This window comes from Pseudomonas sp. IzPS59, assembly GCF_014863505.1.
Taxonomy (GTDB): Bacteria; Pseudomonadota; Gammaproteobacteria; order Pseudomonadales; family Pseudomonadaceae; genus Aquipseudomonas; species Aquipseudomonas kribbensis.
In genome coordinates, this window is the sequence record NZ_CP062251.1 from 165,119 (window position 1) to 187,135 (window position 22,017).

Sequence of the window (22,017 nt, forward strand, 5' to 3'; positions counted from 1 at the left end):
CATACGGTCATTCCGGTTGCCATCATCCGACGCAGCACCCTTATTTGCTGTGATTCACGACAAGAAGTTTTGGGAATTCCTTACCATGCGTTCGCCCCTGTTCAAGGCTCTACCTTTCGCTCTCGCCGCGTCTTTTGCTCAAGCACAATCCTTACCGGAAGCCATGCAACAGGCACTGGATGTCCATCCGGAAATCCAGGCAGGGGTCAACAGTCGATTGGCTGCGGATTATCAGTTAAAGGCTGCCAAAGGTGGATACCTGCCCAAGGTCGACCTGCTCGGCGGTTATGGCCGTGAAGGCACCGACAGCGTCACCACCCGTGCCAACGGCGGCGGCAATCACTGGGAAACCCTGAACCGTGGCGAGTCGAGTGTGCGACTGTCGCAAATGGTTTTTGACGGTTTTGCGACGTCCAGCGAAGTCGGGCGTCAACAAGCCACCGTCAACTCCCGCGCCTATGCCTTGCTTGGCACTTCCGAGCGCACCGCGCTGACCGTGGCCCAGGTTTATCTGGATGTGCTGACCCGTCGCGAATTCGTGCGCCTGGCCGAGGAAAACCTCAAGAGCCACCAGCGCATCTACGATCAGATCCAGTTGCGCACCCAGCGCGGCGTCGGCAGCGGTGCCGACCTTGACCAGGCCGAAGCGCGGATGGCCCAGGCCCGCAACAACCTGATCACCGAGCAGACCAACCTGGCCGACTCGGAAACCAACTTCCTCAGCGCCGTCGGCCAGATGCCCGATCAACTGGAGCGTCCGGCGCCGTTCATGGCGATGATGCCGGCCAACCTCAATGAGGCCCGCGCGCAGATGCTGGAAAACAGCCCGATCCTGCGTTCGGCCGAGTCCGACATCGCCGCTGCCGAAAAGCAGTACGAAACCGCCAAGTCGACCTTCTACCCGCGTTTCGACGCCGAGCTGGGCCGCACCGCCGACAACGACCTCGATGGCCAGAACGGTCACAACAATGAATGGCAGGCCATGCTGCGCATGCGCTTCAACCTGTATTCCGGCGGCAGCAACAAGGCTGACCTGGAATCCAAGTCGTACCTGTCGAACCAGGCGCTGGACATCCGCAACAACGCCCTGCGCCAGTTGAACGAAGAACTGGGCCTGGCCTGGAACGCCTTGAACAACGCCAACGCCCAGGTGCCGATTGCTCAGCAGTACGTTGATCACAGCACCGCAGTGCGTACCGCTTACCAGCGTCAGTTCAGCCTCGGCGAACGAACCCTGCTGGATTTGCTCGACAGTGAAAACGAACTGTTCACCGCTTCGCGCCGTCTGGCCGAGATCAAGAACATTCAGTTATTTACTCAATACCGAATCAAGGCGACCATGGGCGAGTTGCTCAAGAGCCAGGGAGTGGTCGCACCGATGGCATCCGTTGTGCAGAACGACGTGAAGCCCAAGGTTCAACTGCCCGGGATGAATTGAGTTGTCCCTTTTCAACTGTTAAAGAGTGTCGAGCGTGGAATCAGAAGTCAGTCGAGTTCATCTCAGTCATGATCCACGCGCGTTGCACGACGATCCGTTACTGGATGGTCTGCTCGCCCTTTGCATGCTGCACCAGAAACCCGCCAGCGCGGCGATGCTGACCACCGGCCTGCCGCTGCCCAAGCAACGCCTGAGCGTCGAGCTGCTGCCCCGTGCAGCGGCACGCGCCGGGCTGCAGGGGCGGGTGCTGCAACGCAAGCTGGAAGAGATTCCGGCCATCGCCATGCCGGCGCTGTTGCTGCTCAAGGATGGCCGCAGTGCCGTCCTGCTCGGCTGGCAGGGAGAGAACGAAGCCCGGGTGCTGCTCAGCGAAAGCGATGGCGGCGAGTCCCTGGTCAATCGTGAGCTGCTGGCCGACGACTACCTCGGCAAAGTGTTCTTCGCCCAGCCCCAGCACAAATTCGACGTCAACCACGGCACGCTGATCCCGCGCGCCCGCTCGTGGTTCCGCGACACCCTCAAGCGTTCGCGCTGGCTGTATGCCGACGCCATCGCCGCCAGTTTCCTGATCAACATCATCGCCATGGCAGCCCCGCTGTTCGTGATGAACGTCTATGACCGCGTGGTGCCGAACCAGGCCGAAGCGACCCTGTGGGTACTTGCACTGGGCATCACCGGTGCCTATCTGTTCGACCTGATCCTCAAGAGCCTGCGCAGTCTGTGCCTGGATCTGGCCGGCAAGAAAACCGACCTGATCATCTCCGCCACGCTGTTCGAACGCATCGTCGGCATGGCCATGAAGTACCGCCCGGCGCGGGTCGGCAGCTTTGCCCAGAACATCCATGAGTTCCAGAGCCTGCGCGACTTCCTCGCCTCGCTGACCCTGACCAGCCTGATCGACCTGCCGTTCACCATCCTGATCTTCATCGTCATCGCCATTCTTGGCGGGCATCTGGTGTGGATTCCGGTGCTGGCCTTCCCGATTGCCCTGCTGATCGGCTACGCCTTGCAGAAGCCGCTGGTGGCCACCATGGAGCGCACCATGGCGCTGGGCGCCGAGCGTCAGTCGAGCCTGATCGAAACCCTCGCCGGCCTCGACGCGGTGAAGGTCAACAACGCCGAAAGTGAACGTCAGTACCAGTGGGAGCAGACCATCGGCACCCTCAGCCGCCTCGAACTGCGGGTGAAAATGCTCTCGGGTCTGGCGATGAACATCACCCTGCTGATCCAGCAACTGGCCGGGGTGATCATGATCGTTTTCGGCGTGTACCAGATCATCGCCGGCAACCTGAGCATGGGCGGCCTGATTGCCTGCTACATGCTCAGTGGCCGCGCCCTCAGCCCGCTGGCGTCGCTGTCCGGTCTGCTGACCCGATACCAGCAGGCGCGGGTGACCATGACCTCGGTCGACCAGATGATGGAGCTGCCGCAGGAGCGCAATTTCGAAGAACGCCCGCTGAGCCGCAAGGTCCTGCAAGGTGCGATCGAATGCCGTCAGCTCAACTTCACCTACCCCGATCAACAGAACCCGGCGCTGAAAAACATCAACCTGGTGATCCGTCCCGGCGAGAAGATCGGCATCATCGGCCGCAGCGGCTCGGGCAAAAGCTCGCTGGCGAAATTGCTGGTGGGCCTGTATCAGCCGGACGATGGCGCGTTGCTGGTGGACGGCGTCGACATCCGCCAGATCGACGTCAGCGAGCTGCGCTACAACATCGGCTACGTGCCGCAGGACATCCAGCTGCTGGCCGGCACCCTGCGCGACAACCTGATTTCCGGCGCCCGTTACGTCGAGGATGAGCTGGTGCTGCAAGCCGCCGAACTGGCCGGCGTGCATGAATTCGCTCGCCTGCACCCGCAGGGTTATGAACTGCAAGTCGGCGAGCGCGGGCAGAACCTGTCCGGCGGCCAGCGGCAGAACGTCGCCCTGGCCCGGGCGCTGCTGCTCAATCCGCCGATCCTGCTGCTCGACGAACCGACCAGCGCCATGGACAACACCGGCGAAGAACGCCTCAAGCAACGCCTCGCTGCAGTCGTTGAAAACAAGACCGTGGTGCTGGTGACGCACCGGGCATCACTGCTGTCGCTGGTGGATCGCCTGCTGGTGGTCGACCGTGGACAGATTCTCGCCGATGGCCCGAAAGCCGCCGTGATGGAAGCGTTGAAGAAGGGGCAGATCAGTGTTGCTTAAGTCGGGTTTCAAGGATTCGATCCGTCGCTACTTCAAGGGCTCTGCCTCGTTGCAGGGCCAGCCGCTGCCGGAGGTCAACAAGGCCTTGATCGAGGATGCGCCGCGTGTGGTGCGCCTGACGATCTGGGCGATCATCGGTTTCTTCGTGTTCCTGATGCTGTGGGCCAACTTCGCCGTGATCGACGAAGTGACCAAGGGCGACGGCAAAGCGATTCCCTCGTCGAAGATCCAGAAAATCCAGAACCTCGAGGGCGGTATCGTCTCCGAGCTGTTCGTCAAGGAAGGTCAGATCGTCGAGGCCGGCGCACCGCTGGTTCGCCTGGACGACACGCGGTTCGCCTCCAACGTCGGCGAAACCGAGGCCGATCGCCTGTCGATGCTGCTGCGGGTCGAGCGTCTGAGCGCCGAGGTCGATGACCGGCCGCTGAATTTCCCCGAGGACGTGCTCAAAGCCGTGCCGGGTCAGGCCAAGAGTGAAGAGTCGCTGTACGTCAGCCGTCGCCAGCAACTGCACGATGAAGTCGGCGGCTTGCAGGAGCAGTTGATTCAGCGTCAGCAAGAACTGCGCGAATTCACCTCGAAGCAGGCGCAGTACCGCCAGCAACTGGGCCTGCAACGCCAGGAAATCAACATGTCCGAGCCGCTGGTGGCCCAGGGCGCGGTGTCGCCGGTGGAAGTGCTGCGACTCAAGCGTGCCGAAGTGGAAACCCGTGGCCAGCTCGACGCCACCACCCTGGCGATCCCGCGTGCCGAATCGGCGATCAAGGAAGTCCAGCGCAAGATCGACGAGACTCGCGGCAAATTCCGCAGCGACGCCCTGACCCAGCTCAACGAAGCTCGCACCGACCTGAACAAGGCCCAGGCCACCGGCAAGGCGCTGGAAGACCGGGTCAGCCGTACGCTCGTTACCTCGCCGGTACGGGGCATCGTCAACAAGATGCTGGTCAACACCATCGGCGGCGTGATCCAGCCGGGCAGCGACCTGCTGGAAATCGTGCCACTGGACGACACCCTGCTGGTCGAAGCGAAGATCCGCCCGCAGGACATCGCGTTCCTGCATCCGGGGCAGGACGCGACGGTGAAATTCACTGCCTATGACTACACCATCTATGGCGGCCTGAAGGCCAAACTCGAGCAGATCGGCGCCGACACCATCACCGACGAAGACAAGAAAACCACTTACTACATCATCAAGCTGCGCACCGAGCGCAGCCACCTCGGCACTGACGAGAAGCCGCTGCTGATCATCCCGGGGATGGTGGCATCGGTGGACATCATCACCGGCAAGAAGACCGTGCTGAGTTACCTGCTCAAGCCGATCATCCGGGCGCGGGCCGAGGCGTTGCACGAGCGGTAAGTCTTTATTGGCCTGACTGGCCCCATCGCGAGCAGGCCCGCTCCCACAAGGCTCTCTGGTGGAACACGATTATGTGTTCACTGCGGAACCTGTGGGAGCTGGCTTGCCAGCGATGGGGCCAGTTTGAACACTGCATCACTGTCAGTAAGTGACACAAATAGTCACTCACCATCCAGTCCATTCCTTAACAATCGCCATATCGTTATTCGCTAACGGTATTTAAATTCCGCTTCTTATAGCTATAAAGTCAGCCTCCTGCGTACCTGCCGACCAATCGGCGCGCCGCACGACACGAACCCACACGCAATCCAGCGTGAGTTTCTGATCGACGCGCGCGCCCTTGAGCGTGCCGTGCGTGGGAGATTGATTGATGTCCGCAGCTACTGCTACCCCAAGCGCCGCGACTGCCGCGCCGCAAACCTTCGAGATCCGCCCGTTCAGCGGTGCCGTCGGTGCCGAAATCATCGGCCTCGACCTGACCCGTCCGGTCAACGACGAGGACTTCGCCCGCATCCACCGCGCGCACCTAGATCATCACGTCGTGGTGTTCCGCGACCAGCGCATCACCCCGCAACAGCAGATCGACTTCAGCCGCCGTTTCGGCGTGTTGCAGATCCACGTGCTCAAGCAGTTCCTGCTGGCCAATCACCCGGAAATCCTCATTGTTTCCAACATCGTCGAGAACGGCCAGAACATCGGCCTCGGTGATGCCGGCAAGTTCTGGCACTCGGACCTTTCCTATAAAGAACTGCCGAGCCTCGGCTCGATGCTGCATGCCCAGGAGCTGCCGTCCGAAGGCGGCGACACCCTGTTCGCCGACATGCACAAAGCCTGGGACAGCCTGCCCGACGCGTTGCGCAAAGCCGTCGAAGGCCGCTCGGCTGCGCATTCCTACACCGCGCGTTACAGCGAAACAAAATTCGAAGGCAACTGGCGCCCGACCCTGACCCCGGAGCAATTGGCTCAGGTCGCGGAAGTCGTGCACCCGGTCGTCCGTACCCACCCGGAAAACGGCCGCAAGGCGTTGTTCGTCAGTGAAGGCTTCACCACCCGCATCGTCGGTCTGCCGGAAGACGAGAGCAAACAACTGCTCGACGAGCTCTACGCCCACAGCGTGCTGCCGCAGAACATCTATCGCCATCAATGGCAGCCCCACGACCTGGTGTTCTGGGACAACCGTTCGCTGATCCACCTTGCCGCCGGCTGCCCGGCGCATCTGCGCCGCAAGCTGTATCGCACCACCATCCAGGGCGACGCGCCTTTCTGATTTGCCGGAGATCCGATCATGTCCAAACGTCTTCCATTCGCGCCGCTGGCGGCGGCCATCGGTCTCGGTTTCAGCCTGATCGCCGGCAGCCTGGTGGCGCCGACCGTGGCCCACGCCGAAGGTGAAATCCGCATCGCCGAACAGTTCGGCATTGTCTATCTGTTGCTCAACGTGGTGCGCGATCAGGGGCTGATCGAGAAGTACGGCAAACAGGAAGGGCTCGACATCAAGGTCGACTGGACCCAGTTGTCGGGCGGCGCGGCGGTCAACGATGCGCTGCTTTCCGGTTCCATCGATATTGCCGGCGCCGGCGTCGGGCCGTTGCTGACGATCTGGGATCGCACTCACGGCAAACAGAACGTCAAAGCCGTGGCCTCGCTGGGCAACTTCCCGTACTACCTCGTCAGCAACAATCCCAAGGTCAAAACCATCGCCGATTTCACCGAGAAGGACCGCATCGCGGTGCCGGCGGTCGGCGTTTCCGTGCAGTCGCGCTTCCTGCAATACGCGGCCGCCAAGCAGTGGGGCGACAAGGAATTCAATCGCCTCGACAAGTACACCATCGCCGTCCCGCACCCGGACGCCACCGCCGCGTTGATCGCCGGGGGTACCGAGCTGACCGGGCATTTCTCCAACCCGCCATTCCAGGATCAGGCGCTGCAGAACCCGAACGTGCACGTGGTGCTCAATTCCTATGACGTGCTCGGGCCGAACTCGCCGACTGTGTTGTTCGCCACCGAGAAATTCCGCAACGAGAACCCGAAAACCTATAAAGCCTTCGTCGAAGCCCTGACCGAAGCCGCGCAATTTGCGCAGAACGACAAAGGTGCGGCGGCGGACACCTATATCCGCGTGACCAAGGCCAAGATCGACCGCGCCGAGCTGCTGAAAATCATCGACAACCCGCAGTTCGAATTCAGCGTCACACCGAAAAACACCTACCCGCTCGCCGAATTCCTCTACCGCGTCGGTGCGATCAAGAACAAACCCGAATCGTGGAAGGACTACTTCTTCCAGGACGCTAAACCGCTGCAAGGGAGCTGATCGAGATGAACGCCCCTTTGCAAGGCCACGCGGCCAGCAACCCGATCGCCACGGCGCAGGCGCTGTTGGCGGTCGATCAGGTCAGCCTCGAATACCGCACGCCACAACGTGTCGTGCGTGCCACCCATCAGGTCAGTTTCGAAGTCGATCAACAGGATCGCTTCGTGCTGCTCGGACCGTCCGGTTGTGGTAAATCCACCTTGCTCAAAGCCGTCGCCGGATTCATTGCGCCGTGCGAGGGCGAGATCCGTCTGCAAGGTCAGCGCGTCGACGCGCCGGGGCCAGACAGGATCGTGGTGTTTCAGGAGTTCGATCAACTGCCGCCGTGGAAAACCGTCAAACAGAACGTGATGTTTCCGCTGCTGGCTTCGCGCACCTTGAAGAAAAAGGAAGCCGAGGAGCGTGCGCTGCACTATCTGGAAAAGGTCGGTCTGGCGGCATTCGCCGATGCTTATCCGCACACCTTGTCCGGCGGCATGAAGGCGCGGGTGGCGATTGCCCGGGCGCTGGCGATGCAGCCGAAAATCCTGCTGATGGATGAGCCGTTCGCCGCGCTGGACGCCCTGACCCGTCGCAAGATGCAGGAGGAGTTGCTGCTGCTCTGGGAGGAGGTGCGTTTCACCTTGCTGTTCGTCACCCACTCGATTGAAGAAGCGCTGGTGGTGGGCAATCGCATCCTGCTGCTGTCGCCGCATCCGGGCCGGGTGAGGGCGGAAGTGCACAGTCATCAATACGATCTGCAAAGCCTCGGTGGCGTGGCGTTTCAGGAATCGGCGCGGCGTATTCATCGGTTGTTGTTCGATGAAGGGCAGTCGCCGGAAACCGAGCGCCAGCACGATTTCAACGACATTCGCATCGCTTATTGAGCCACCCGGAGGATCGCCCGATGAGCCATTCATCATCCGTACGTCAAGAATTCGAAAACGATCTGCAACCGCTGACCAGCGTCCCGGTGGAGCGCGAGCTGCCGGTGGGCCAGCGCCTGTGGCAGCAGGGCTGGCTGCGTAAAAGCGTGATCCTGATTTTGCTCGCCGTGCTCTGGGAAGTGGTTGCCCGGGTGCAGAACAACGACCTGCTGCTGCCGAGTTTCTTGCAGACCAGTCATGCGCTGTACGACGGCCTGCTCAGCGGCGAACTGCTGGGCAAGGTGTGGATTTCGCTGGTGGTGTTGCTCAAGGGTTACCTGATCGGCATCGTCCTGGCCTTCGCCCTGACCACGCTGGCGGTCTCGACCCAGTTCGGCCGGGACTTGCTGAGTACCCTGACCTCGATGTTCAACCCGCTGCCGGCGATTGCGTTGTTGCCGCTGGCGTTGCTGTGGTTCGGCCTGGGCCAGAACAGCCTGATTTTTGTGCTGGTGCATTCGGTGCTGTGGGCGCTGGCGCTGAACACTTACGCCGGGTTTCTCGGCGTCTCGGAAACCTTGCGCATGGCCGGACGAAACTACGGTTTGAAGGGCATGCGCTTCGTGCTGTTCATCCTGATTCCGGCGGCGCTGCCGTCGATCCTCGCCGGACTGAAAATCGGCTGGGCCTTCGCCTGGCGCACCCTGATCGCCGCCGAACTGGTATTCGGCGCCACCAGCGGCAAGGGTGGCCTGGGCTGGTACATCTTCCAGAACCGCAACGAGCTGTACACCGACAAGGTGTTTGCCGGTCTGGCGGTGGTGATCCTCATCGGTCTGCTGGTGGAGAATCTGGTGTTCGACACGCTGGAGCGGGTGACGGTGAAGCGCTGGGGCATGCAGCGCTGAATATTTGATCTGCTAGCATTGCGTGCGAATCAATCCTGATCAGTCACGAGTGCTCAGCATGCAACTCCCGGACATGAACCTGTTGGTCGCCCTCGACGCCTTGCTCGACGAGGGCAGCGTGGTCGGCGCCGCGCGGCGGATGAACCTCAGCCCGGCGGCCATGAGCCGCACGCTGACGCGGATCCGCGAAGCCATCGGCGATCCGATTCTGGTACGTGCCGGTCGCGGTCTGGTGCCGACGCCCAAGGCGCTGGAGTTGCGCGAGCAGGTGCGCGATGTGGTCGAGCAGGCGGCGTTGCTGTTTCGCTCGGCGGATGCCGTGGAACTGGGCACGTTGCGCCGGCGTTTCAGCATTCGCGCCAACGACTTTTTCGTTGGCGTGTACGGCGGTAAGCTGTTCGACACCCTCGATCAACTGGCGCCGCACTGTGAGTTGCGCTTCGTTCCCGAGGGTGACGGCGACGATGAAGCCCTGCGCGAAGGGCGGATCGACCTGAGTGTCAGCAACACCCGTCCGGTGACGCCGGAAGTCAAAATACAGAACCTGTTTTCCACCCACTTCGTCGGTCTGGTGCGGGAGGATCATCCGCTGCTGGATGGCGAGATTACGGCCGAACGCTATGCCGGGTTTTCCCATATAAGCATGTCCCGTCGGGGCATCGCCCGTGGTCCAATCGACACGGCGCTGAACGCTTTGGGCCTGGAACGGCGGGTGGCGGTGATCGCGCCGAGCTTCCACGCGGCGATGTTCGCCCTGCCGGACTCAGACCTGATCCTGCCGGTGCCCAAGGAAGCGTTGCTCAGCGTGCGACGGCTGGGCTTGAAACTGCGTTCGTTCGACCTGCCGATCCCGTTGCCGACACTGATGCTGACCCAGGCCTGGCACCCGCGTTTCGACAAGGACCCGGCGCACCGCTGGTTGCGGGAAACCCTGAAGACTTGCTGCGACGAAACCTGGCTGGCGGCGCAGCCCTGACGATTGCGTCTGATGCACTTATAAACTGCCAAGAAGTCAATTTTCGTCAGCACTAAGCCCTACTACCATGCTCCGGTATTTTTCCCTCCGGAGTTTGCCTGCATGACATCCCTGACGGTCACGGCGCCGATTGCCGCTGCCGCTCCGATGGCAGCCGCGCCACCGGTGTTCGGGGCGCGGATCATCATCGGCCTGGTCGGCGTGCTGCTGGCGGTGCTGGTGTCGGGTCTCAACGAGATGGTGACCAAGGTCGCCCTGGCCGACATTCGCGGCGCCTTGAGCATCGGCTACGACGAAGGCACCTGGCTGGTCGCCAGTTACACCGCGACCTCGGTGGCGGCCATGGCGTTTGCGCCGTGGTGTTCGGTGACCTTTTCCCTGCGCCGCTTCACTCTGTGCGCCATCGGTCTGTTCACCCTGCTCGGGGTGCTCTGTCCGTTCGCCCCGAACTACGAAAGCCTGCTGCTGATGCGCATCCTGCAAGGCCTGGCCGGCGGTGCGTTGCCGCCGATGCTGATGACCGTTGCGCTGCGGTTTCTGCCAGCCAATTTCAAACTGTACGGCCTCGCCGGTTATGCCCTGACCGCCACGTTTGGCCCAGGTCTCGGTACACCGCTGGCCGGGTTGTGGACCGAATACGTCGGCTGGCAATGGACGTTCTGGCAAATCATCGTGCCGTGCCTGATCGCCATGGCGATGGTGGCGTACGGCATTCCTCAGGATCCGCTGCGGCTGGAGCGTCTCAAGACCTTCAACTGGAAAGGCCTGCTGCTGGGGTTTCCGGCGATCTGCATGCTGGTGATCGGTCTGTTGCAGGGCAATCGTCTGGATTGGTTCGAGTCGAATCTGATTTGCGCGCTGCTGGGTGCCGGTTCGCTGCTGCTGGTGGCGTTTCTGATCCATGAATGGTCGCAGCCGATTCCGTTTTTCAAGTTGCAGATGCTCGGCATCCGCAACCTGTCGTTCGCCCTGATGACCCTGGCCGGGGTGCTGGTGGTGTTGCTGGCGGTGGTGCTGATTCCATCGAGTTATCTGGCTCAGGTGCAGGGTTACCGGCCGGTGCAGACCGCGCCGATCATGCTGCTGGCGGCATTGCCGCAATTGGTCGCGCTGCCGCTGGTGGCGGCGCTGTGCAACCTGCGCTGGGTCGATTGCCGCTGGGTGCTCGGGATCGGGCTGAGCATGCTGGTGCTGTCCTGCCTGGGCGGATCGCAGCTGACCTCGGTGTGGATTCGCGACAATTTCTACGTCCTGCAATGGCTGCAGATTTTCGGTCAGCCGATGGCGGTGCTGCCGTTGCTGATGCTCTCGACCGGCAGCATCCAGCCCCAGGACGGGCCGTTCGCTTCGGCCTGGTTCAATACCGTGAAAGGCCTGGCGGCGGTGGTCGCCACCGGGGTCATTGAGGCGCTGACCACCGCGCGCCTGCATTTTCACTCGACGATGCTGGTCGATCGCCTCGGCAACTCGCCGCTGGCCGCAAGCAACGACCCTGGCCTCGCCCATCGCCTGCACGAACAGGCGGTGGTGCTGACTTCTTCGGATCTTTATCTGTGCATGGCCGGCGTCGCGGTGGCGCTGATCCTGCTGATTTTCTGGCTGCCGACGCGGATCTATCCGCCTCGCGCGCCGACCTGACTGAAACAGAAGGTTTTTTATGACGACTCAAGCAAAGCAAAAACTCGCGGTGGCCGTGGCGGCCGCGCTGGCGGTCGGTGTGCTGGTGTATCTGGCGATGCCCGGCCTGTTCGGCAAGCGCACCCAGCAGAACACCAACGACGCGTTCGTCTCCGCCGACTTCACCTTGGTAGTACCGCGTGTGGCAGGGTTCATCAAGGAAGTGCTGGTGGATGACAACCAGCAGGTCAAGGCCGGGCAATTGCTGGCGCTGATCGATGATCGGGATCTGCGCGCGGCCGCCGAAGCCGCCGACGCGCACACCGTGGTCGCCCGCGCCCAATTGCAAAACGCCAAGGCCACCCTGGAGCGGCAGACCTCGGTGATCGCTCAGGCGCAGGCGTCGGTGGTCTCGGCCAAGGCTGAAATGGCCTTCGCCCAACAGGAATTGAACCGCTACAACCATCTGGCTGGCGTCGGGGCCGGCACCGTGCAGAACGCGCAACAGGCACGTACCCGCATCGATCAGGCGACTGCGCGGCTGGACACCGCTACGGCCAAACTGGCGGCGGAGCGCAAACAGGTCGAGATTCTGACGGCGCAGCGCGATGCCGCCGAAGGCAGCCTGAAACAGGCACAGGCGGCGCTGGAAATCGCCAGTTTCGAGCTGTCCTACACGCGCATCACTGCGCCTCAGGACGGCATGATCGGCGAACGTGCCGTGCGGGTCGGCGCCTATGTGACGCCGGGCAGCAAACTGCTGGCGGTGGTGCCTTTAAAGCAGGCCTATGTAGTCGCCAACTTTCAGGAAACCCAGCTCACCGATGTGCAACCCGGACAGGACGTTGTCGTGCGGGTCGACAGTCTCGGCGGCGAAGCCCTGAGCGGTCGCGTCGAAAGCATCGCCCCGGCCACTGGCGTCACCTTCGCCGCCGTCAAACCGGACAACGCCACCGGCAACTTCACCAAAGTCGTGCAACGGATTCCGGTGAAAATCCTGCTGGAGCCGGGACAGCCTTTGGCCGAGCGCCTGCGGGTAGGCATGTCGGTGGAGGCGAGCATTGATACCAAAAGCTCGGCGACATCGGTGCGTGAGGTGACGCAGCGATGAAGCGCATTCAGTCCATGACGATTGTCCTGAGCCTTTCGGCGCTGGCGGCCTGCACCGTCGGCCCGGACTTTCAGAAGCCCGAAGCCACCCAGATTGCCGAGTGGGCCAAACCCGGCAAATCCGCACCCAGCCAGGCCGTCAGCGAACCCCTGAACGAGCGCTGGTGGGAAGTCTTCCACGACGCGCAACTTTCCGCCCTGACCCAGCGCGCCGTGAGCAGCAACCTCGACCTGAAACTGGCCAGCAGCCGTCTGCAACAAAGCCGCGCCGCACGTCAGGTGATCACCGCCGACCGTTATCCAACGACCGCCGCCACCGGCAGTTATGCCCGCAAACGCAACAGCGGCGAAGGCTTGAACGACCCGTCCGGGCACAACGGCGATTCCGCTTTCAACCTGTGGGATGCCGGTTTCTCTGCTTCCTGGGAGCTGGACTTCTGGGGCCGGGTGCGCCGGGAAACCGAAGCGGCCGATGCCAACCTCGAAGTGGCGGAAAACGACCGTCGCGGCGTGCTGCTGGCGGTGCTCGCGGACACCGCGCAGAACTACATCCAGTTGCGCGGCGTGCAGAACACCCGCGCGGTCACCGAGCAGAACCTCGATGTCGCGCGGCACAGCCTGAAACTCTCGCAACTGCGGCTCAATGACGGCGTGGCCACCGATCTCGACGTGGCCGAAGCCGCCGCGCAAGTGGCGGCCATCGAATCGCGGCTGCCGGCGCTGGAGCAACGTCAGGCGCAACTGATCAACGCCATCAGCCTGTTGATGGGCGAGCCGCCGCAGGCGTTGGCCAAAGAATTATCCACAGACGCGCCAGTGCCGCAGTCGCCGCCGCAAGTCGCTATCGGCCTGCCGTCGCAACTGGCCGAGCGCCGCCCGGATATTCGCCAGGCCGAAGCCCGGCTGCATGCCGCCACCGCCAACATCGGCGTGGCCAAGGGCGATTTCTATCCGCGCATCACCCTGTCCGGTAACCTCGGCTCGCAAGCCATGCAGCTCAGTGATTTCGGTTCATGGGGCTCGCGCGCCTTCGGCATCGGCCCGCAATTCAGCCTGCCGCTGTTCGACGGCGGCCGCCTGCGCGGCGTGCTGCAACTGCGCGAAGCCCAGCAGCAGGAAGCGGCCATCGGTTATCAACAAACCGTGCTGCGCGCCTGGCACGAAATCGACGATCAACTGACCGCCTACAACGCCAGCCAGCGCCGCCGCGACAGCCTCGCCGAAGCCGTACGCCAGAACCAGATCGCCCTGCGCACCGCGCAACAGCAATACGTCGAAGGCGTGGCCGACTTCGTCAACGTCCTGACCGTGCAAGGCGCACTGCTCGCCACCCAGGAACAATGGGTGGAAAGCTCCACCGGCGTTTCGCTGGCGATGGTCGGGCTGTACCGGGCGTTGGGCGGGGGATGGGAGTCGGTGTATCCGGTGGAGGAGATGGCGCAGCGTTGATTCTCGCACTCGAATGATGGCCTTTCGCTTGACGCTAAACCCCGCTGTCGTAGACTCCGCTCATCCGTCAGGGAGTAACGGTTATGCGGCGTTTTCGTGGTTGGGTTGTCGGATTGACCTTTGTAACGTGTGCAGTTCAGGCGCAAACGCCTGTGCCAGACGATCCGCTGCAGGATAACGCCGGGGTCGCCAATGCCTCGGCCAGCAGCGAAGCACGGGGTGTGTTGCGGGCTCGGGATCAGGCGACACTGGCCAGCGAGTTGTCCGGGCGGATTGTCGAGCTGCCGTTCAGCGAAGGCGAGTCGTTCAAGAAGGGCGATACCCTGGCGAAATTCGACTGTTCGGCCTATCAGGCTCAGTTGAATGCCGCGCAAGCCGCCAGCCGTGGCGCCGGCGAAGAGCTGGCGCACAACCGGCAACTGGCGGCGCTCAATTCCGTCGGGCGTTTCGAAGTGGCCCGGGCCGAGGCCAAGGTCAGCGAGACCCAGGCGCAATCTCAGGTTTATCAAGTCCAGGTCAAACGTTGCAGTGTGGTCGCGCCGTTCGACGGGCAAGTGGTCGAGCGCAAGGTGCAACGCTACGAAAGCGTGTCGGCCGGGGCGCCGCTGCTCGATGTGGTCGACAACCGTACCCTGGAAATCCATTTGCTGGTGCCGTCGCGCTGGATGGCCAAGCTCAAGCCCGGCCAGACCTTCAGTTTCGTTCCCGATGAAACCGGCCAGCCCATCGACGCCACAGTCAAACGTCTTGGCGCGCGGATCGATGAGGGCAGCCAGACGCTGTTGCTGGTCGCCACACTCCCTGAAGCCAAAGGCCTGCTCGCCGGCATGAGCGGCACTGCGCGTTTTCCGGAGCTCAAATGAACGCCCCGGTGAGCGGCGGCGCCGAGCAGGTGTTCGCGCGGTTTCTCGATCTCGAACGGCAGACCCGCGCCGCCCGTGATGCTTCGCAACTGGCCTACAGCCTGGTCAATGACGGGCAGCCGCTGTTCGGCTATCGCCATGCGGCGCTACTGATCGCCGGAAAGGTGCAGGCCGTGACCGGTGTCAGCGCGGTGGAGCCGAATGCGCCGTTCGTGGCGTTCGTCGAGCAGGCGGTGGCGCAGCTGTTCAAGCAGGATGTACTGAAGGTGGCGCGGGTGATCTCGCCCGAAATGGTCAGTGAATCGATCCAGAGCGACTGGCGCAGTCTGTCGGCGCTGCAGGTTTTCTGGCTGCCGCTGATCGACCGCGAGGGTCAGGTGTTCGGCGGCTTGTGGCTGGCCCGCGACGTGCCGTGGAATCCTTCCGAACAGGTGCTGTTGTCGCAACTGGGCGACACCTACAGCCACGCCTGGCTGGCCCTGCAACCGCGCAAGCCGTGGCGGCTGCGCTGGACCCGCAAACGCCAGGTGGCGCTGGTCGCTGTGCTGCTGCTTGGCTTGTTGATCCCGGTGCGCCAGTCGGTGCTGGCCCCGGCGGAAGTGGTGCCCTTGGGTGGACGCGTGGTGGCGGCGCCGCTGGACGGGGTGATCGCCGAGTTTCTGGTCAAACCCAATCAGAATGTGAAGACCGGCGATCTGCTGCTGCGCTTCGAAAGCACCACCCTCAAGGCCCAGGCCGATGTCGCCGAGCGTGCGCTCGGTGTGGCCGAGGCCGAACTCAAAGCCAATTCCCAACGTGCATTCGCCGACGCCGAATCCAGTTCGCGGGTGGATCTGCTGGCCGCCCGCGTCGAGCAGAAACGTGCCGAACGGGATTACGCCCGGGAACTGCTCAACCGCAGCGAAGTGCGCGCCGAGCGCGACGGCATTGCGGTGTTCGCCGACGCCGAGCGCTGGACCGGCAAGCCGGTGCAGACCGGCGAACGGCTGATGGAAATCGCCGACCCGAACCAGGCCGAATTGCGCATCGAGCTGGCGGTGGGCGACGCGATTTCGCTGGAGCCGGGCGCCGACATTGCATTGTTCCTCGACAGCGATCCCTTGCAACGCCACGTCGCCCGACTTGAACGTTCGGCCTATGAAGCGCAGCCCACCGCTGGCGGCCAACTGGCCTATCGGCTGGATGCGAATTTTACCGACGCACCGCCGCGTATCGGTCTGCGCGGCACGGCGAAGATCTTCGGCGACCGCGCGCCGCTGGCGCTGTATCTGCTGCGTCGCCCTTTGGCCGGTCTGCGTCAGAGCGTGGGCCTGTAAATGAACCTGCCGAGCCTGCGTGCCGACCTGCAACTGTCGCCCGCGGCGCCGGCGCTGGACGGCTCGCCGCGCTGGACCCTGGCCGACCCGGTGCGCGGGCGCTATTTCAAACTCGGCACGGCGGCGATGCGCCTGTTGCGCCACTGGTCGCTGGGCGACCCCGAGCAAGTGCTGCGCGCCGCGAACCGCGAACCGGGCTTGCCGCTGGATGGCGTCGAACTGGAGCAACTGCTGACGTTCCTGCGCGGGCATGACCTGATCAGCGCCGTCGACGAACAGCAACGTGCCAGCTATCAGCTCAAGGCCCTCGCGCAACGCCAGAGCCTGTGGAAAATCCTGCTCCATCAATATCTTTTCTTTCGTATTCCATTGTGGCGCCCGGATGCTTTTCTCAATCGAGCGTGGCCGTGGCTGCGGCGCTTCGGGCCAAGGATTTTGCGCTACGGTTTTCCGGCGACCCTTGGGCTCGGGGTGTTTCTGGTGTCGCGGGACTGGCAGCGATTTGTCGGTACCTTTCCGCACCTGTTCAGCCTCGGCGGGGCGATTTCGTTCGGGGTGGCGCTGTTCTTCGCCAAGCTCTGCCACGAGTTCGGCCATGCGTTCATGGCCAAGCGTGCCGGGTGTCGGGTGCAGAGCATGGGCGTGGCGTTCATGGTCTTGCTGCCGATGTTCTACACCGATGTCAGCGATGCCTGGCGGGTCAACGACCGGCGTGCGCGGCTGCTGATCGGTGCCGGCGGGGTGCTGGCGGAATTGCTGCTGGCCTGCATCGCGTTGTTGGTCTGGTCATTGCTGCCGGACGGCCCGGCGCGCACGGCGGCGTTCATGCTTGCCAGTGCGACTTGGATCACCACACTGGTGGTCAATCTCAATCCGTTCATGCGCTTCGATGGCTACTTTCTGCTCAGCGATCTGTGGGAGGTCGACAACCTTCAGGGCCGGGCCTTTGCCTTTTGCCGCTGGCGCCTGCGTGAGTTCTTGTTCGGCTATGGCGCACCGGCGCCGGAGCCTTGGTCGCCGGCGATGCAGCGGCGTTTGCTGATCTGGGGGTATGGCTCGTGGTTATGGCGTGCGGCGTTGTTTTTCGGGATCGCGCTGGCGGTCTATCACCTGTTCTTCAAGGTGTTGGGGATCTTCCTGATGCTGGTGGAACTGGTGTGGTTCATCTTTCTGCCGATCATGAGTGAGTGGCGCCAGTGGTGGAGCCGCCGCGAACAGGCTCACGGCCCGCGCGTGCTGCTCAGCAGCCTGGCGGTACTCGGCCTGTTGCTGGTGCTGATCGTGCCGTGGCGCAGCGCCGTCGAACTGCCGACGATGCTTGAGGGCGGTCGGGCCAGCGCGCTGCATGCGCCGGTGGCGGCGCGGGTCAAAGCGGTGAAGGTTGCGGATGGCCAGAAGGTCGCTCAGGGCGATGTGCTGATCGAACTGGAGTCTCCGGATCTCGACTCGCGGCAGGCCATCGTCCGCCGGGAAATCCAGATTCAACAGTTGCTGATGCGCCGTCAGGCCGGCCGCAGCGAAACCGCCGCCGACGCCGGCATCGTCGAGCAACGTCTCGCCGAAGCCGTGGCGGAATACCGAGGCCTGAGCGCCCGACGCGAACGCCTGCTGCTGCGGGCCCCCCACGCCGGCACTGTGCGCGACTTGTTGCCGAACCTGACGCCGGGCCGCTGGCTGTCGAGCAAGGATGCACTGGCCCGGGTGGTCGAAGACGGCTCGCGCCTGCGTGGTTATGTGGCCGAAGCCGAACTGTGGCGGGTCAAACCGGGGGCCACCGGGCGGTTTATCGCCGACGATCCGATGCACCCGGCGATCACCGTGAAGCTCGATGAAATCGATACCAATGGCGTGGCCTATGTCGATCAGGAAGCCCTGACGTCCGACCATCACGGGCCGATTGCCGTACGCCGCGATCAACAGCAACGGGCGGAACCGGTGCAGGCGCAATACGGCGCGCGATTGACTACGCTGGATCAGCCACCGACGCCGGTACAGCCGTTACGCGGCGTGGTGGTTCTGCAGGGCAGCGGCGAATCGGTGCTCGGCGTGGCCTGGCGTCGGCTGGCGGCGCTGGGGGTCAGGGAAAGCGGTTTCTAGGGAGCATGAAAATGACGGAAAACCTGGCAGCGGACGGATTGGTGGTGCGGCCTTCGCGGGCCACCGACGGCCCCTTTCTGCAAAGCCTGTATCAATCGGCGCGGCCGGATCTGCAATGGGTCGACGGCGAGCAGGAACAGGTGCAGCAAATCGTTGCCCAGCAGTTTCAGGTGCAGGAGCAGGGCATGGGTGAAAACCATCCGAATGCCATGCACTACGTCGTGGAAAAACTCGGCACGGCCATTGGCGCGCTGAGCACCGATTTCGGCCCCAACGAAATCCGCGTGTTGTACATCGCCTTCATCCCTCAGGCCCGGGGCAAGGGCTACGGACGAACCGTGCTGCAAGGCGTACAAAAAGCCGCGCAGCAAGTGCGCTGCCCGGTGGCGACGGTGGTCTGGGCCAACAACCCCCATGCGCGCCAGCATTACCTGGCGCTGGGATTCACGGTGGAAGAGCGCAATCCGGCGGCGGAGCGTCTGGTGTGGTATCCACAGGGTTGAGTCAGATCATCGAGTTGATATCGAAGGTGTGCGGCGCGCCGATCTTGTGGCCGTAGAGCGTCGCCAGCAGCGGGTCGTCTTCGGCAGCGTCCGGCGCCATGGCGAGCTGTTCGGCTGCAGCGTTTTCCGGGTGCAGCTGCCAGCGCGGCAGGCTTTCGGCCAGTCGTTCCGGTTGTTCTGCCAGTTGCCCGTAAACGTCCTGAGTCGTGATGCGCCGATGGCGAAGGATTGCCAGGCGCTCACGTGTCACGCGGATTTTCTCGACTTCACGATTAAGCGCCTCAAGGGTGCCGGACTGAGTGCGCACGTAACTGTCCGGGCGTCCCGGCAGGTTGTTGCGCCGGGAGCGCAATTGGTCGGTGATGCGTTCCAGGGCCGACTCCACCACGGCAAACTCCCGTTCGGTGACCAGCGAACGGCTTGATTCCTGGGCCTCCTGCCAACGCCGCAACACCGCCCAGCACGCCGGAATGTACGCGCCGGTCATCGAGTGGTGCCCGGCGTCGAAAATCTGTTTGAGCAACGTCGGCCGATCCGGCAGACCATGCCGCTGCCGGATCGCCACGTCGCACGCGGCGTGCTGGGTAATGGTGTCGCAACCCGGCTCCCACAGGATCGAAGACACCTGCTGACGCCCGAACTCCACCGGCATGGCGTGCCGCAGGCTGCCATGGTGGTCGTAGGCTTCCCCGGTCCAGTTGGTGATACCGGCGACGAAAACCGACAGGCCTACTGGCACATTGACGAACGTCAGCGCCGCCCCGGTGCCGTAGATGTCAGCCTTGGTGTTCATCCAGCTGCCGGGCACGCTGGGCACCGGGTCGTTATGGTTGACCATGCGGTGATGCACGAGATCGGCTGCGCCCTTCACGAAGTCCGCGTCGCCGGCGCGGGGGGCGCCGTAGGTGTAGAGCTGGATGTTGTAGTTGAACCCGGCTCTTCGGCGCAGCATTTCCGAGAGCAGTAATGTGATCGCACCTCCGAGGCTGTGGCCGCAGATCAGGAGGTTTTGGCCGGTGTAGAACTTTTCTAGGTATTTGACGGTGAAGTCATAGGCTTTCTGCGCTGCTTCATAAAATCCTCGGTGTACCTGGCCGTCGCCTTCCTCGAACGGCACTTGAAGGGCGTCGGCATCACGTAGACCGTCGGCGATTATCTCGGCAGTGCCGCGCACGGCGATCAGGATCAGTTCGTCGTTGTGGGTGATGAAGGCTTGGGTGTCGGTGCTGTCTTTATTACCGATGTCGTCGAGGAAGTGGACGCTGGCCGGGTGTTCCGGATCCCGTTCAGGCGTGTACCTGTTGACTGCATAGAGGTTCGGGTCAAACGGGATGATCTCTAGCCTTCTTGAGTACGGAACATCCTCGTATAGCGGGTAATAGGCTTTGGTCTGAGCGTTGTCGACTTTCCACAGTTCCTCTCCCTTGGCCAGTGCATCGCCGAACCAGTTGCCGGCGCTGGGTTGCAGCGGAAATTTAACGGATCTGGTTTCGGCGGAAGGGACTTTGGGTTCCTGGCCGAAAGGGCAGTAACTCAGGGTTGCCATCAATGCGAGCTGGTACAGGTTGAGTGCACAGAATGCCGGAACTGTGGATAACATCGGCCGCAACGCGCGTAGCGGGCGCACTTCAAGAACGGTGTGACGTTGCGGCATCAGCGCTACGCCAAGTTTTCCGTGTTCGCGCATGATTGCAGCGCACCCGGAATCGAGGGGGTAATCGCGATAAACCTCGGGTGGCAGGTGGGAGGCATGCCTGACAAGATGACGGACTTCGACTTGAAAGTAGTCCGCACCGTCTGCGATCTCGGGTCGCTCACGCGTACGAATGGCACCCAGATTCAAGTAGCGGGTTTTCTCGGCTCGGACTTGGAGCTCGGTGATTTTGAGAGGGTAATACTGCCTTTCCATCATGCGCAGATAAACCTTTTCGTTCCCTTCGTAAGCTTGCTCGAAGAGTAGAGAAATCGGTCCGCCGAAATGGTTATCTACTTTTCCAATTCCTTTGTTATCCAGGCAGCCGGCGTATTTGTATCCCTCCGAGTCGGTTACAACGTAGGCTAAACCGGCATAGGGTTCGCCTGAGCAGTGCTCATCGACCAGCTGAAAACTTGTCCATTTTCCGCCTGTGGGGCAAGTCAACATCCGGCTGCCCAAGGGTGATTCCAAATCCTTTTCCAATAACGTCATGGCGCGATCTCCTTATTCTGCGCAGCCCGGATAGATGGTGCAGATACGGCCATTCGGCATGGTGAAAGTGCTGAAGTCGGTGTAGTTACCGCGGCAGAAAGCATCTTGGTCTTCAAACCTTTCGCCCATGCACCGTTTCCAGCCGTTTGGAAACTGAACCCATGTGTCTCTGAAGTAGGGTTTTTCCTCCCTTGCTAATTCAATTTTCATCCTCACCGTCTTACCCGGTAGTTGATCAAGGCCATAAGCGGAATAAGTCTTGCCTGTCCCACGAACCCCTTGGGCATCAGTTGTTTTGCAATCAAGAATCTTGACGATGCGGCGTTGTGCGCCAGCTGTCCGGAACCACCATTCACATTGACCGTAAAAAGTACTTTCACCTGCCTCATTGAAAGTGCCTTTGTACTGCTCCTCTATGTCGTTCCCCAAAAAGACCATGCCTTCGTCACCCCCAAAATCTCCCCGTGCTTTGTAGTAACTCGCGTTGATCTCCAGCGCGATCCTGCTGATTACCAACGGACACCCCTTAACCGTCTTGCGAATCGTGATCTCGGCATCCGGTTTGTAGTCCGTGCGCCACTTGCTGTTGAACACCGGGGCAAGGTTGTCGCGTCTGTCGAGGGTGCAGGTCTGGCCTTTCTCGGGTACGTAATAAACCGCCGCGACATAGGCAAATCCCGGTGGTAGATCGGCTGTGAATTTGAAGGTGTTGGGCGGCTCGCTCTTACAGCCTGCGATGAAGACGAGGCAGCAGCCCAAAGTTGCACCACGTCGCGCGAGTCTGGTTTTCAGGGAGGTCAGTGCAGGCGAGTACAGATCCTTTTCCAAAGACGTCATGGCGAAATCTC

General features: G+C 62.3%; 17 protein-coding genes. 15 read left to right on the forward strand and 2 right to left on the reverse strand.

Annotated elements, in window-relative coordinates:
• Positions 1-85: 85 nt before the first annotated feature.
• The 15 genes from IF189_RS00710 to IF189_RS00780 all read left to right on the forward strand — a co-directional run bounded on the left by IF189_RS00710 (position 86) and on the right by IF189_RS00780 (position 18,981).
• Entirely contained in the window at positions 86-1,438 is a 1,353-nt protein-coding gene (locus IF189_RS00710; RefSeq protein ID WP_085712605.1) for a TolC family outer membrane protein, read from the forward strand.
• A gap of 34 nt (positions 1,439-1,472) precedes the next feature.
• On the forward strand, positions 1,473-3,629 hold the full coding sequence (locus tag IF189_RS00715; protein ID WP_114880934.1) for a type I secretion system permease/ATPase: 2,157 nt from the start codon (positions 1,473-1,475) through the stop codon (positions 3,627-3,629).
• Entirely contained in the window at positions 3,619-4,986 is a 1,368-nt protein-coding gene (locus tag IF189_RS00720) for an HlyD family type I secretion periplasmic adaptor subunit (protein ID WP_085712607.1), read from the forward strand. Before IF189_RS00715 ends, IF189_RS00720 begins: the two co-directional genes overlap by 11 nt.
• 370 nt (positions 4,987-5,356) lie before the next feature.
• Positions 5,357-6,253: a TauD/TfdA dioxygenase family protein gene (locus IF189_RS00725; RefSeq protein ID WP_064382651.1), complete on the forward strand. Its 897-nt coding sequence runs from the start codon at positions 5,357-5,359 to the stop codon at positions 6,251-6,253.
• Between the two features lie 18 nt (positions 6,254-6,271).
• Positions 6,272-7,297 carry an ABC transporter substrate-binding protein gene (locus IF189_RS00730; protein ID WP_134825062.1) on the forward strand — a complete coding sequence of 342 codons (1,026 nt, stop codon included), beginning with the start codon at positions 6,272-6,274 and terminating at the stop codon, positions 7,295-7,297.
• Positions 7,298-7,302: 5 nt separating this feature from the next.
• On the forward strand, positions 7,303-8,163 hold the full coding sequence (locus IF189_RS00735; RefSeq protein ID WP_134825063.1) for an ABC transporter ATP-binding protein: 861 nt from the start codon (positions 7,303-7,305) through the stop codon (positions 8,161-8,163).
• Positions 8,164-8,183: 20 nt separating this feature from the next.
• Positions 8,184-9,050: an ABC transporter permease gene (locus tag IF189_RS00740; RefSeq protein ID WP_134825064.1), complete on the forward strand. Its 867-nt coding sequence runs from the start codon at positions 8,184-8,186 to the stop codon at positions 9,048-9,050.
• A 58-nt stretch (positions 9,051-9,108) separates the two neighbouring features.
• On the forward strand, positions 9,109-10,026 hold the full coding sequence (locus IF189_RS00745) for a LysR family transcriptional regulator (protein ID WP_085712612.1): 918 nt from the start codon (positions 9,109-9,111) through the stop codon (positions 10,024-10,026).
• A 102-nt stretch (positions 10,027-10,128) separates the two neighbouring features.
• On the forward strand, positions 10,129-11,664 hold the full coding sequence (locus IF189_RS00750; RefSeq protein WP_192552667.1) for an MFS transporter: 1,536 nt from the start codon (positions 10,129-10,131) through the stop codon (positions 11,662-11,664).
• A gap of 19 nt (positions 11,665-11,683) precedes the next feature.
• Positions 11,684-12,754 (forward strand): HlyD family secretion protein, encoded by a 1,071-nt coding sequence (locus IF189_RS00755; protein WP_192552668.1) that lies wholly within the window; start codon positions 11,684-11,686, stop codon positions 12,752-12,754.
• Complete coding sequence (locus IF189_RS00760) at positions 12,751-14,202, forward strand: efflux transporter outer membrane subunit (RefSeq protein WP_134825067.1); 1,452 nt, start codon at positions 12,751-12,753, stop codon at positions 14,200-14,202. Before IF189_RS00755 ends, IF189_RS00760 begins: the two co-directional genes overlap by 4 nt.
• Before the next feature lie 83 nt (positions 14,203-14,285).
• Complete coding sequence (locus IF189_RS00765) at positions 14,286-15,065, forward strand: efflux RND transporter periplasmic adaptor subunit (RefSeq protein ID WP_192552669.1); 780 nt, start codon at positions 14,286-14,288, stop codon at positions 15,063-15,065.
• Positions 15,062-16,381 carry an efflux RND transporter periplasmic adaptor subunit gene (locus IF189_RS00770; RefSeq protein WP_114880943.1) on the forward strand — a complete coding sequence of 440 codons (1,320 nt, stop codon included), beginning with the start codon at positions 15,062-15,064 and terminating at the stop codon, positions 16,379-16,381. Before IF189_RS00765 ends, IF189_RS00770 begins: the two co-directional genes overlap by 4 nt.
• Complete coding sequence (locus tag IF189_RS00775; protein WP_192552670.1) at positions 16,382-18,478, forward strand: biotin/lipoyl-binding protein; 2,097 nt, start codon at positions 16,382-16,384, stop codon at positions 18,476-18,478.
• Positions 18,479-18,489: 11 nt separating this feature from the next.
• Positions 18,490-18,981: a GNAT family N-acetyltransferase gene (locus tag IF189_RS00780; protein ID WP_413038511.1), complete on the forward strand. Its 492-nt coding sequence runs from the start codon at positions 18,490-18,492 to the stop codon at positions 18,979-18,981.
• A gap of 1 nt (position 18,982) precedes the next feature.
• Here the strand turns inward: IF189_RS00780 and IF189_RS00785 are convergent, their stop codons facing one another.
• Both IF189_RS00785 and IF189_RS00790 read right to left on the reverse strand, forming a co-directional pair.
• Complete coding sequence (locus tag IF189_RS00785) at positions 18,983-21,169, reverse strand: lipase family protein (protein ID WP_192552672.1); 2,187 nt, start codon at positions 21,167-21,169, stop codon at positions 18,983-18,985.
• A 12-nt stretch (positions 21,170-21,181) separates the two neighbouring features.
• On the reverse strand, positions 21,182-22,006 hold the full coding sequence (locus tag IF189_RS00790; RefSeq protein WP_134825073.1) for a hypothetical protein: 825 nt from the start codon (positions 22,004-22,006) through the stop codon (positions 21,182-21,184).
• Positions 22,007-22,017: the final 11 nt, after the last annotated feature.